Annotated in this window: 11 protein-coding genes; 3 read left to right on the top strand and 8 right to left on the bottom strand. The window is 58.4% G+C overall.

Annotation, left to right across the window (positions count from 1 at the left end; genetic code table 11):
* Window positions 1-67 precede the first annotated feature (67 nt).
* The 3 genes from AC5DB9_RS01495 (at window position 68) to AC5DB9_RS01485 (ending at window position 2,289) form a co-directional block, all read left to right on the top strand.
* Window positions 68-946: an LLM class flavin-dependent oxidoreductase gene (locus AC5DB9_RS01495; RefSeq protein WP_272993763.1), complete on the top strand. Its 879-nt coding sequence runs from the start codon at window positions 68-70 to the stop codon at window positions 944-946.
* Window positions 947-1,071: 125 nt separating this feature from the next.
* Window positions 1,072-1,638, top strand: a complete 567-nt coding sequence (locus AC5DB9_RS01490; protein ID WP_272993766.1) for a cytochrome b — start codon at window positions 1,072-1,074, stop codon at window positions 1,636-1,638.
* Window positions 1,639-1,707: 69 nt separating this feature from the next.
* Window positions 1,708-2,289, top strand: a complete 582-nt coding sequence (locus tag AC5DB9_RS01485; RefSeq protein WP_022959234.1) for a YceI family protein — start codon at window positions 1,708-1,710, stop codon at window positions 2,287-2,289.
* An 86-nt stretch (window positions 2,290-2,375) separates the two neighbouring features.
* Here AC5DB9_RS01485 and AC5DB9_RS01480 read toward each other — a convergent pair whose 3' ends face one another.
* From AC5DB9_RS01480 to AC5DB9_RS01445, 8 genes are all read right to left on the bottom strand, one after another.
* The gene (locus tag AC5DB9_RS01480; protein WP_272993769.1) at window positions 2,376-3,359 is read right to left on the bottom strand and encodes an alpha/beta hydrolase; all 984 of its coding nucleotides are present in this window, start codon (window positions 3,357-3,359) and stop codon (window positions 2,376-2,378) included.
* 153 nt (window positions 3,360-3,512) lie between these two features.
* Window positions 3,513-4,577: a class II fructose-bisphosphate aldolase gene (fba, locus tag AC5DB9_RS01475; RefSeq protein ID WP_022959232.1), complete on the bottom strand. Its 1,065-nt coding sequence runs from the start codon at window positions 4,575-4,577 to the stop codon at window positions 3,513-3,515.
* 70 nt (window positions 4,578-4,647) lie between these two features.
* A complete protein-coding gene (locus tag AC5DB9_RS01470; protein ID WP_272993772.1) occupies window positions 4,648-5,811 on the bottom strand; it encodes a phosphoglycerate kinase in 1,164 nt (387 codons plus the stop codon).
* Between the two features lie 105 nt (window positions 5,812-5,916).
* Window positions 5,917-6,918, bottom strand: coding sequence for a type I glyceraldehyde-3-phosphate dehydrogenase (locus AC5DB9_RS01465; protein WP_022959230.1), 1,002 nt, complete (start codon window positions 6,916-6,918; stop codon window positions 5,917-5,919).
* On the bottom strand, window positions 6,918-8,915 hold the full coding sequence (gene tkt / locus AC5DB9_RS01460; RefSeq protein ID WP_272993775.1) for a transketolase: 1,998 nt from the start codon (window positions 8,913-8,915) through the stop codon (window positions 6,918-6,920). The genes AC5DB9_RS01465 and tkt overlap by 1 nt, the downstream gene beginning before the upstream one ends.
* Before the next feature lie 172 nt (window positions 8,916-9,087).
* On the bottom strand, window positions 9,088-10,749 hold the full coding sequence (gene ettA / locus AC5DB9_RS01455) for an energy-dependent translational throttle protein EttA (protein WP_022959228.1): 1,662 nt from the start codon (window positions 10,747-10,749) through the stop codon (window positions 9,088-9,090).
* Window positions 10,750-10,872: 123 nt separating this feature from the next.
* Complete coding sequence (locus tag AC5DB9_RS01450) at window positions 10,873-11,373, bottom strand: protein tyrosine phosphatase family protein (RefSeq protein ID WP_272993779.1); 501 nt, start codon at window positions 11,371-11,373, stop codon at window positions 10,873-10,875.
* A gap of 27 nt (window positions 11,374-11,400) precedes the next feature.
* A complete protein-coding gene (locus AC5DB9_RS01445) occupies window positions 11,401-12,150 on the bottom strand; it encodes an SDR family oxidoreductase (RefSeq protein ID WP_022959226.1) in 750 nt (249 codons plus the stop codon).
* Window positions 12,151-12,230 lie beyond the last annotated feature (80 nt).

The following is a 12,230-nucleotide window of genomic DNA, read 5'->3' as shown; positions in this document are numbered from 1 at the left end:
TTCTGGGTGAGTGTAGAACGCGGGGAAATCTCTACAATCTCTAATTAAAAATAATGTGAGTGCTGTTATGAAAATTGGTGTTTGCCTGCCGTATATGAAACGCGGTCTGAATCGTCAGACCTTTCAGGACTGGTGTCGTATTATCGATCAAGGACCGTTCTCCAGCCTGTCCTGTGGTGAGCGCGTTACCGGCTACAGCATGGAAATGCGTAATATCCTCGCCTTTGCCGCCGCCAGCACCGAGCGGGTTCGGATTATTCCCTCTCTCTATGTGCTGCCCATGCACAGTGCGGTGCAGGCGGCCAAGGAAATTGCCACCCTGGACATTCTCTCCAATGGCCGCGTAACCGTGACCGTAGGCGTTGGCGGGCGCGAGAAAGACTATCAGGCGCTGGGGGCAGAAATGAAAGGCCGCTTCCAGCGTATGGACGAACAGATCGCCTTGATGAAACGCATCTGGCGCGGCGAACAAATCGACGACTTTGACGAAATCGGCCCCGACCCGGTGCAAGCCGGTGGCCCGCCCATTCTTGTCGGCGCCATGGGGCCGAAAAGTATTCAGCGTGTATCCAAGTGGGCAGACGGCCTCTACGGTTTTGCGATGGACGGCGATGCTGGACTCATCAATCACTTTTTCAGCAGCGCCGATCGCGCCTGGGCGGAAAGCGGCCGCAAGGAAAAACCCTACCGCATGGGCGGCTTCTGGTACTCCCTCGCCGACAACAGTCAGCAGGCACTGCGCGACTATGTGTTTGATTACCTGAAAGTGTTCGGTGATGATGAAGCAGAGAAAGTCGCACGCACCATGCGCATGCATGACCCCCAAGCTATTCTCGACGGTATTGCAGCCATTGAAGAACTGGGCTGCGACGAACTGCAGCTTGTGCCCGCCAGTAGCGACATCGCCGAAGTCGATCGGCTGGCCAATTTGCTGGCGGGGCGATAAACCATCTAAAAAGCTGATTAATAGAGGCGAATAAATGCGCTTTTCTATCGATCAGCTTCTCCTATACTCAGCTCATCGATCTTGCGCAGCGGGGCAATAATGCCTCGGGTATAGGAGTTACCGGCATGCCGATGAAAAACACCCACGACCGCTACGGCTGGCTTAGTGTTGCCCTCCACTGGTCAATGGCACTGGCGGTATTCGGCATGTTTGCCTTGGGCGTGTGGATGCGCGACCTCAGCTATTACGACCCCTGGTATCGTCAGGGGCCATTTATCCATAAGAGCATCGGCATACTCCTGCTTGGCTTGCTGCTCTTCCGCCTGTTCTGGCGCGCGATCAACCCTCGTCCACAGGATGCGCCCGGCATGAAAGCCTGGGAGCGCATCACTGCTCACCTGACACACTACGCCCTTTACGCACTGCTGCTGGTCTTGATGCTGGCCGGCTATCTGATTTCGACCGCAGATGGCCGAGCCATCGACGTCTTCGGATGGTTCAGTGTCCCGGCGACCTTGCACGGGCTGGAAAATCAGGAAGATATTGCCGGCGAAATCCACGAATTCCTTGCTTGGATACTGATTATTCTCGCTGGCGTGCACGCTGCCGCTGCACTCAAACACCATTTTTACAACCGCGATAACACCCTGCTGAAAATGCTCAGTTTATCGCGCCAGCCGCGCCGCGACTAGCGGCGCAGCCACACTACCAACAAGCCACGTACTATCAATGCACCATTCATCACGACAAAGGAAACGATCATGATCAGAGCATTTGCCCTTACCCTGAGCCTGTTACTGGGCTTGAGTGGTCAGCTCCACGCCACCGAGTACAAAATCGACACTGCCGGCGCTCACGCCTTCATCCAGTTCAAAATCAAACACCTTGGCTATAGCTGGCTATACGGTCGCTTCGACGAATTTAGCGGTCGTTTCAATTACGATGCTGACAAGCCGGAAGCGTCCAGCGTCAATGTGGAAATTAACACCGCCAGCCTGAACAGCAATCACGCTGAACGTGACAAGCACCTGCGTGGCAAGGACTTCCTGAACGTAGACAAGTACCCCAAAGCCACGTTTGTCAGCACCAGCTTTACTCCCAAAGGTGACGGCAAAGCGGAGCTAAAAGGCAAGCTGACCCTGCATGGCGTGACGAAAGAAATCAGCATTGATGTCACCGAAATTGGCGGCGGCAAAGATCCCTGGGGCGGCTACCGTCAAGGCTTCCACGGCACCACTGAGTTTGCACTGAAGGACTTTGGTATCGACTACGACCTGGGACCGGCTTCGCGCACCGTGCAGCTGATCCTCGACGTGGAAGGTATCGCCCAAAGCATGATGTAACACCGGGAACTTTTGCTTACCACCCCAGTCTCAATTATCGACCTATCTCGATACCCTCTTTAGGAGCCCAACAGTGGCTCCTTTTTTTATGCGGGCGTTTTCAGGCTGGGTGCGGCCTCACCCAGTTGCAGAAAATCATCCATCGCCTGCCAGAGCTGTGCCCGATACTGCTCCCCCTCTTTGACCAGATGATGGCGCGCCCCGGCAATCATCACCTCGTGAAGCTGGCGGTACTTGCCACGCAGCACTGGCAGGTTATAGCGCCAGTCGACCGTTGCATCGGCATCCCCCTGAAGAATCAATACCGGGGTATCACAGGCCGGCTGATCGACAAACCAGCGCAGCCAGTCTTTCAGCGCGCCCACCCAGCTCAACGGCAAAATACGCGGCTGCAGCGGGTCTCGCTCACGCAGAAACTCGAGAAAAGCCTGATCATCAGAGTTGTCAGCAAAGCGCCGTGGAATGCTGTGCAAAAAGTATTTCAGCACCGCATGCAGCGGTCGCCCCCAAGAGAAATCACAGGGCCGAACCAGCGGCGCCAGCAGCACGACGTTCTCGAAGTCCTCACTCCCACCACCCAGCAAATGGGAGCCGACAATGGCGCAGCCGGTACTTTGAGCGATCGCCACTTTACGCGCTGGCAGGCTGAACTCGCCAACCGCCTCGAAGGCATTGCGCAATACACTGCGGTAGCGGAAAAAGCTGTCGATGGCTGCGCGCTCTCCCGAGGACAGGCCGTGGCCCGGCAGATCAAACGCCACAACCGATAGACCATGCTTTAAGCAGTAATTGATGACGTTATTGAACAGGCCCACGTGATCGTAGTAGCCGTGATAGACCCAGGCAGTGCGCGTCGCATTGGGCAAGCGAAACACCTGCGTGGCAATGCGCTCGCCTTCGGCGGTGAAATAACCGATAAAATGCTCGAGACCGGGGTAGTGTTGCTCGAAATCAATATCGTAGTAGGCGCAGTACTCACGGAGCCACGGCTGACTGTCCAGCGTCGCGTCCAGTCCCAGCGGCGACAGCTCCGGCAAGTGCTGTTGATCGACATTATCCGGCCAGAACATGGCTCTCTCCTTTGCGGCGACATTTCGGTGAATCAGCGATCGACAAGTTTGCCGCCTCGACGTGGAAAAAGCCAAACCCTCTGCAAGCAGCGATCATCGGGCAATAAAAAACCCGGCACAGGGCCGGGCTTTGTCGTGTCACCAAGGCTATGCTCAGCGGACTTTGGGGTCCAGCTTGCCGGCCTCGTAATCCGCGAACATCGCATCCAGGCTCACTGGCTTGATCTTGGAGGCATTGCCTGCGGTGCCAAAGGCCTCGTAGCGCGCCACACAAATTGCCTTCATTTCCTTGATGGTTTCTTTCAGATATTTGCGCGGGTCGAACTCGCTGGGGTTCTGTGCAAGGAAACGACGAATTGCACCGGTAGACGCCAGACGCAGGTCGGTGTCGATATTCACCTTGCGCACGCCGTATTTGATACCTTCCACAATCTGCTCAACCGGCACACCGTAGGTTTCCGGGATTTCACCACCAAACTCGTTGATGATCGCCAGCCAGTCCTGAGGCACACTGGAGCTGCCGTGCATTACCAGATGGGTGTCGGGAATGCGGGCGTGAATTGCCTTGATGCGGTCAATCGCGAGAATATCGCCCGTCGGCGGGCGGGTAAATTTGTAAGCGCCGTGGCTGGTACCACAGGCAATGGCCAGGGCATCAACACCGGTCTTCGCCACAAAGTCCGCAGCTTCTTCCGGGTCAGTCAGCATCTGGTCGTGAGACAGCGTACCCTCGGCACCCACACCGTCTTCCTCACCTGCTTGCCCGGTTTCCAGCGAGCCCAGGCAACCTAGCTCACCTTCCACCGACACGCCGCAAGCGTGGGCCATGTCGACAACCGTGCGCGTTACGTCGACGTTGTAGTCGTAATCCGATGGCGTTTTGCCGTCTTCGCGCAGTGAGCCGTCCATCATGACCGAGCTGAAACCCAGTTGAATAGAACGCTGACACACTGCCGGGCTGGTACCGTGATCCTGGTGCATCACCACCGGGATTTCCGGGAATTCTTCGATGGCCGCCAGAATCATGTGACGCAGGAACGGCGCGCCAGCATATTTGCGGGCGCCTGCAGAGGCCTGCATGATAACCGGGCTGTTGGTTTCACGAGCCGCTTCCATAATGGCGCGGGTCTGCTCAAGATTGTTAACGTTAAACGCCGGGACGCCGTAACCAAATTCTGCGGCGTGATCCAGCATTTGACGCATGCTGATAAGAGCCATAGTGAACTTCCTTTTTAGTCTTTAAAAACTGTGTAATCCGCCCTGCGACATCCAGCGCAGGCCCCGCGCATTAGCCGTTGGCGCGGGCTTCCAGAACAGCCACCGCTGGCAACTCCTTACCTTCCACATACTCGAGGAAGGCGCCGCCGCCGGTAGAGATATAAGACACCTTATCGGTAATACCGAATTTATCAACGGCCGCCAGGGTATCGCCGCCGCCTGCAATAGAGAAGGCATCGGACTCGGCAATCGCACGGGCAATATCTTCCGTACCGTCGGCAAACTGGTCGAATTCAAACACGCCGACCGGACCGTTCCAGATAATGGTGCCAGCATCGCGCAGAATCTCTGCCAATACCGCGGCTGACACCGGGCCGATGTCGAAGATCATATCGTCGTCGCCGATGTTTTCCACCGGACGCAGTGTCGCCGGCTCATTTTCATCGAATTTCTTGCCGGTCATCACATCTGTGGGCAATGGGATATCGCATTTTTCCATCAGCGCCTTGGCCTGAGGAATCAAGTCCTCCTCACACAGAGACTTGCCAACGTTATAGCCGGCCGCCGCAAGGAAGGTGTTGGCAATACCACCACCGACAATGAGCTGATCGACTTTGTCGGACAGCGTTTCGAGCACGGTGAGTTTGGTCGACACCTTGGAACCACCGACAATCGCCACCATTGGTCGCGCCGGGTTGGCCAGGGCTTTTTCGAGATTTTCCAGCTCGGCCGCCAACAATGGGCCCGCACAGGCAGTGGGTGCAAACTTGGCCACACCATGGGTCGATGCCTGGGCCCGATGAGCCGTACCGAAGGCATCCATCACAAAAATATCACAGAGCGCGGCATAGGCTTTTGCCAGCGCCTCGTCGTCTTTTTTCTCACCGGGATTAAAACGCACGTTTTCCAGCAGCACCAACTGTCCGCTTTCCAGCTCGACACCCTCGCGCCATTCAGCCACAACCGGCACTGACTGACCCAGCGCTTCGCTGAGGTAATCCGCCACTGGCTGCATCGAAAACTGCTGCTCGAACTCGCCTTCCGTGGGGCGTCCAAGGTGAGACATCACGATCACTTTGGCGCCCTGTTCCAGGGCCAGTTTCAGCGTGGGCAGTGCCGCACGCAGGCGGGCATCGGAGCTGACTTTGCCATCCTTGATTGGCACGTTGAGATCTTCGCGGATCAGCAGGCGCTTGCCAGCCAGGTCCAGATCGCGCATTTTCAGTACGTTCATAGTGCTTCCCGTGTTTTCGCTTGTTTATCCTGTCCGTGCGAGAGCCGCACGCCATCGTGTTATGTCAGTGGACGCCGTTCTCAAGGCCGACCACCGCCGCCAAAATCAATGCAACCAGTGGACCACCATGTCGAGCATGCGGTTGGAATAGCCCCACTCGTTATCGAACCACGTCAGTACGCTGGCCAGTTCATCGGCAACACGCGTCTGTCCGGCATCGACAATCCCCGAGCGCGGATCGTGGTTAAAATCACAGGACGCCAGCGGCTCCTCGGTAATGCCCAGCACCTTGCGCAGCCGCCCCCGCGCCGCCATTTGCAACGCCGCATTGATATCGGCTGCACTCACCCGCGACTGCAGCGTCACGCTCATCTCCATCGCCGACACATTATGGGTGGGAATGCGCACCGCCCGCGCGGCAAAGCGGCCATCCAGCTCGGGCAGAATACGGCCGATGCCCGCCGCCAGACCGGTATCGATGGGGATCATCGACATACCCGCCGCCCGCGTCTTGCGCAGATCCGTGTTGTGATAGGCATCGAGTACGGGCTGGTCATTCATCGCCGAATGAATCGTGGTAATACACCCCGAACGCACACCAAAAGCGCGGTGCAAAACATCAATGACCGGCGCGATGCCGTTGGTCGTACAGGAGGCGTTGGAAACGATGCGCTGCTCGCTGTCCAATGACTCGTGATTCAGACCGTAAACATAGGTGGGAATACTGGCCTCGCCGGGATTGGACAGCAGCACATGACGGGCGCCGTTTTCCAGATGCATCTCCAGCTCGCGATGACTCAGGAACTGCCCGCTGCACTCAAGCACCACATCAATATTGTGGCGACTCCAGTCCAGTTCGCGCAGCGAACTGTGGTGGGTAACCACAATTTCATCGCCATTGATATGCAGGCTATCGACGCCTTTTTCCACCGTACCAACAAAGCGCCCGTGGGTGCTGTCATAACGGGTCAGGTGGGCGATGGTGTCCAGGTCAGCAGGCTCGTTAATGGCAACAATGCGCAACTGCTCTCGCAGGGGCGACTCATAGAGCGCCCGCAGTACACAGCGGCCAATACGGCCATAACCATTGATCGCCAGTCGGATCATCAGTCGATGCAGTCTTCAACCGCGGCGACCACCGCCTCGGCGGTAATGCCGAAGAACTTGAACAGCTCACCGGCGGGTGCCGACTCACCAAAGCTGTCCATACCCACAATGCGACCATCGAGGCCAACATACTTGTACCAGTAGTCTTTATGAGCCGCTTCCACAGCGACGCGTGCCAGCACATTGCTGGGCAGCACCGATTCGCGGTAGTAGGCATCCTGCTGTTCAAATACATCCGTGCTGGGCATGGAGACCACACGAACCTTACGACCGGACTGAGCCAGTTGTTCCTGCGCCGCCATCGCCAGTTTCACTTCAGAGCCCGTGGCGATAATAATGGCCTCCGGCTCGCCATCGCAGTCACTCAGCACATAGCCACCGCGGGCAATCGCCGCCACCTGTGCGCTGCTGCGATTCTGGTGGGGCAAGCCCTGACGGGTAAAGATCAATGAAGTCGGGCCATCGGCACGCTCAATCGCCGCACGCCAGGCAACGGCAGATTCCACCATATCGCAGGGGCGCCACAGTGACATATTCGGGGTGCCGCGCAGTGAAGCAATTTGCTCGATAGGCTGGTGAGTCGGGCCGTCTTCGCCCAGACCGATAGAATCGTGGGTGTACACAAAAATGCTGCGCTGCTTCATCAGCGCCGCCATGCGCACCGCGTTGCGGGCGTATTCCATAAACACCAAGAAGGTGGCACCGTAGTTGATAAAGCCGCCGTGCAGGGCGATGCCGTTCATCATCGCCGACATACCAAACTCGCGCACCCCGTAGTGCAGGTAGTTGCCGCTGGCATCGTCGGCCGTTATCGCCTTGGAGCCTTTCCACCAAGTCAGGTTGGAACCGGCCAAGTCAGCAGAGCCGCCCAGCAGCTCCGGCAGCATCTCACCAAAGGCATCCAGGCAGAGTTGCGAGGCCTTGCGGGTTGCGACTTCCTTGCCTTCGTCCTGACACTGATAGATAAACGCTTCGGCCTGACGGGAAAAATCGGCAGGCAGTTCGCCACCAACGCGACGTTTGAATTCGGCAGCCAGCTCCGGGTGCGCCCCGGCGTAGGCCTCAAACTTTTCGTTCCAGGCCTGTTCGGCGGCCGCGCCACTGTCGCGGGCGCTCCACTCCGCGTAGATATCGTCGGGGATTTCAAAGCTGCCGTAGTTCCAGCCCAGCGCTTCGCGCGTCAGGGCGATTTCCTCGTCGCCCAGTGGCGCGCCGTGACACTCTTCTTTACCGGCTTTATTGGGCGACCCCATGCCGATCACGGTCTTGCAGCAGATCAGCGTCGGCTTGCCCGTCTCGGCGCGCGCCGCCTCGATGGCCGCAGTAATGGCATCGCTGTCGTGGCCATCAACCGCCGGAATCACCTGCCAGCCGTAGGCCTCGAAACGTTTCGGGGTGTCGTCGCTGAACCAGCCTTCCACTTCGCCATCGATGGAAATGCCGTTGTCATCGTAGAAAGCAATCAGCTTGCCCAGACCCAAGGTTCCCGCCAGCGAGCAGACTTCGTGGGAGATGCCTTCCATCATGCAACCGTCGCCGAGGAAGGTGTAGGTGTAGTGATCGACCACGTCGTGGCCGTCGCGGTTAAACTGGGCCGCCAGGATTTTTTCGGCCGTTGCCATGCCCACGGCGTTGGCAATGCCCTGCCCCAATGGGCCAGTGGTGGTTTCTACACCGGGTGCATAGCCGTATTCGGGGTGGCCGGGAGTTTTGCTGTGCAGCTGACGGAAGTTTTGCAGATCGTCGATCGTCAGCTCATAACCGCTGAGGTGCAGCAGCGAGTAAATCAGCATGGAGCCGTGACCATTCGACAGCACAAAGCGGTCGCGGTTGGCCCAGTTCGGGTTGGCCGGATTGTGCTGGAGATAGTCCCGCCACAGCACTTCTGCAATGTCCGCCATTCCCATTGGCGCACCGGGGTGACCGGAGTTGGCTTTCTGGACGGCGTCCATGCTCAGGGCACGGATAGCGTTGGCAAGGTCGCGGCGAGAGGGCATCGGGAGCTCCTGATACTGTGGTGGCGGCAAAGAGGGCGCTATTTTCCCTTACCCCGGGCCATACAGCAAACCTCTGGAATGTAAAAATGGCCGTGCGGGGCAACAAATCTGCGGATTTGCACACCGACGGCCATCTGCGGAACGCGTTTGGCGGCAATTCGCCGCCGCCCGCTTATTTGAGCTTCTTGTACTTCATACGCTTGGGCGCCGCATTGTTGCCTTTGCGGGCCACGAAGTCTTCGTGATACTCGGTGTAGTTACCCTCGAAGAACACCACCTCGCTGTCGCCCTCATAGGCGAGAATGTGGGTCGCGATCCGGTCGAGGAACCAGCGGTCGTGCGAGATCACCAGCGCGCAGCCGGGGAAGTCCAGCAGGGCGTCTTCCAGTGCCCGCAAGGTTTCCACGTCGAGGTCGTTGGAGGGTTCGTCGAGCAGCAGCACATTGCCGCCTTCCTTCAAGGTGCAGGCCAGTTGCAGACGACCACGTTCACCGCCCGACAGTTCGCCAACGCGTTTCTGCTGATCGCTGCCTTTAAAATTGAAGCGACCGATGTAGGCCCGCGACGGGATTTCATAGCTGCCGATACGCAGCATATCCAGCCCATCAGACACTGCTTCCCAGACGGTTTTATTATCGTCCAGGGCATCGCGCATCTGCTCTACAGACACCAGCTTGACGGTTTCACCCAGCTCGACGCTGCCGCTGTCGGGCTGTTCCTTGCCGCTGATCATGCGGAACAAGGTCGATTTACCCGCGCCATTCCCCCCCACAATGCCGACAATCGCCCCCTTGGGGATACTGAAGCTCAGGTCGTTGATCAGCATGCGGTCGCCGTAACCTTTGCTGACATTGTTCAGCTCGATCACCTTGTCGCCCAGACGGGGGCCAGGCGGAATGTAAATCTCGTTGGTCTCGCTGCGGCTCTGGAACTCCTGAGACTGCATTTCTTCAAAGCGGGCCAGACGCGCCTTGCTCTTACTCTGGCGTCCCTTGGCATTGCTGCGCACCCACTCCAGCTCGGTGGCAATGGCGCGCTTGCGCGAGGCCTCGGCTTTGGCTTCCTGAGCCAGTCGCTGCTCCTTGGCTTCCAGCCAGTCGGAGTAGTTACCCTCGTAGGGAATGCCGCGGCCGCGGTCCAGTTCCAGAATCCAGTTGGCGGCGTTATCGAGGAAGTAGCGGTCGTGGGTAATCGCCACCACTGTGCCGGGGAAATCGCAGAGGAAGCGCTCCAGCCAGGCCACCGATTCCGCATCCAGGTGGTTGGTGGGCTCGTCGAGCAGCAGCATGTCGGGGTTGGACATCAGCAGGCGACACAGCGCCACACGGCGACGCTCACCGCCCGAGAGCTTGGTGACGTCGGCATCCCAGGGCGGCAAACGCAGGGCATCGGCGGCCACTTCCAGCTTGTGGTCGAGGTTGTGGGCGTCGGTGGCCTGAATAATATCTTCCAGCTCAGCCTGGCGCTTGGCCAGCGCGTCAAAATCGGCATCCGGCTCGGCATAGGCCGCATAGACCTGATCCAACTCTGTCAGCGCGCCTTTGGCTTCGGCAACACCGTCTTCAACATTACCGCGCACATCCTTGGCGGGATCCAGCTCGGGCTCCTGTGACAGGTAACCGATTTTGATGCCCGGCTGCGGGCGCGCCTCGCCGTTAAATTCGGTATCGACCCCCGCCATGATACGCAGCAGCGTGGATTTACCCGCGCCATTCAGGCCGAGTACGCCGATCTTGGCACCGGGGAAAAACGAAAGGGAAATATCGCTGAGAATTTCGCGCTTGGGCGGCACGACCTTACTCACGCGGTTCATGGTGTAAACGAATTGCGCCACGATCACTCCTGATACAGAAACGCCGCGTCAAGCGGCATGAAAACTGAGCGAACGGTACCTAAAGGGCGCCTCAGGCGCAATTCTTTTACCGGCAAAGCGCGCCTTTCACCCCCGGACAGAATCCTAGCAGTGGGATTCCATCGCTATCAGACAGTCCTGCTCCTGCAGTCGCTGGCGCACCACCGGCTCCAGACGCGTCATACCCCAGCGCCGCCCCTCAGCAATCGCGGACTCCTCATCCTGCCCTTGCATGGCCGCCCGCAGTGCCATCAGCGCACCGACACGATTGCCGCTGGCGCAGTGCAACAGCACCGGCTCGTCGCCGATATCGGTCAGCAGCGCATCCAGCGCCTGAGCGTTGGCAAAGCTGATATCCGCCGCCCCGGCGACCGGCAAATTATGGTATTGCATCCCCTCTGCCGTCACGGCTGCCGACTCGTCGTAACCGGCCTGCTCGGCGGCCGGACGCAGATTGATCACATGGCGCACTCCCGACGCCGCAAGGCGCTGCAAGTCTGCCGCCGAAGGCTGGCCGCCCACATAGCGATTCTCCGCGGGCATCTCATTCGCGCCCCAGCTCAGGGGCGCCACAAGCACTACCAACAGTGCCATCCACATTTTCATTGCAATCTCTCCGCCCGCTCCCGTTGATCAGGTCATTTTAGCAACGAGGCGCAAGGGCAGCAGCTTCATCGCCCAACCCACAGGCACCCACGGCCAAGCGGGCACCTTGGCCTCACCGGGCTCTTTTTCGATGGCTTTCACCAGAGCGCGACAGCCGGTTTCCAGGTCCACCCGCAGCGGCGCTTTTTTCATCTCTTCATTAATCGGCGTGAGAATAAAACCGGGCAGGATACAGCTCACTTTAATCGGCGTACCCAACACATCGGCGCGCAGCCCTTCACTCAGCGTGCGCAGTCCGGCCTTGGTGGCCGCATAGATATTCACCGCGCGAGGCAGGCCGCGCAGCGCGCTCATTGAGGAAATCGTCACCAGGTGTCCGGCATTTTGCTCCCGGAATATCTCCATGGCCGCCTCGCACTGGGCAATGGCACCAATGAAATTGGTCTCGGCGGTGCGGCGATTGGCATGGAAATACCCGGTGCCCATCGACGCGCCCTTCCCCATCCCGGCATTCACGATCACTCGGTCAAGACTGCCCAATTCTTCACGGAATTCACGGAACACGGTGAACACCTGATCGTAGTCGCACACGTCCAGCGCCTTGATCAGCACGGTGACATTGGGATGCGCCTTTTCAATATCGGCCTTGATGGCCTCCAGATTCTCCACCCGGCGTGCGCACAGGGCCAGATTACTGCCCTTCGCGGCGAACGCCCGCGCCATTCCCTCACCCAGACCGGAGCTGGCACCGGTGATCAAAATATTTTTTCTAAACATCGCGTCCTCGTTGTGTGGTTATGTCGATGCGGCTGCTATATTTCCCTCACCCTGACACATAGACGATAAAACAGGAAATA

Source organism: Spongiibacter sp. (assembly GCF_984394615.1).
The sequence above is the reverse complement of the archived record's forward strand: the minus strand, read 5'-3'. Positions and strand labels throughout refer to the sequence as shown.

Excerpts from the sequence above, each read along its gene's own strand:
- AC5DB9_RS01495 (WP_272993763.1), top strand. The coding sequence starts at position 68 with ATGAAAATTGGTGTTTGCCTGCCGTATATGAAACGCGGTCTGAATCGT.
- AC5DB9_RS01490 (WP_272993766.1), top strand. The coding sequence starts at position 1,072 with ATGCCGATGAAAAACACCCACGACCGCTACGGCTGGCTTAGTGTTGCC.
- AC5DB9_RS01485 (WP_022959234.1), top strand. The coding sequence starts at position 1,708 with ATGATCAGAGCATTTGCCCTTACCCTGAGCCTGTTACTGGGCTTGAGT.
- AC5DB9_RS01480 (WP_272993769.1), bottom strand. The coding sequence starts at position 3,359 with ATGTTCTGGCCGGATAATGTCGATCAACAGCACTTGCCGGAGCTGTCG.
- fba (WP_022959232.1), bottom strand. The coding sequence starts at position 4,577 with ATGGCTCTTATCAGCATGCGTCAAATGCTGGATCACGCCGCAGAATTT.
- AC5DB9_RS01470 (WP_272993772.1), bottom strand. The coding sequence starts at position 5,811 with ATGAACGTACTGAAAATGCGCGATCTGGACCTGGCTGGCAAGCGCCTG.
- AC5DB9_RS01465 (WP_022959230.1), bottom strand. The coding sequence starts at position 6,918 with ATGATCCGACTGGCGATCAATGGTTATGGCCGTATTGGCCGCTGTGTA.
- tkt (WP_272993775.1), bottom strand. The coding sequence starts at position 8,915 with ATGCCCTCTCGCCGCGACCTTGCCAACGCTATCCGTGCCCTGAGCATG.
- AC5DB9_RS01450 (WP_272993779.1), bottom strand. The coding sequence starts at position 11,373 with ATGAAAATGTGGATGGCACTGTTGGTAGTGCTTGTGGCGCCCCTGAGC.
- AC5DB9_RS01445 (WP_022959226.1), bottom strand. The coding sequence starts at position 12,150 with ATGTTTAGAAAAAATATTTTGATCACCGGTGCCAGCTCCGGTCTGGGT.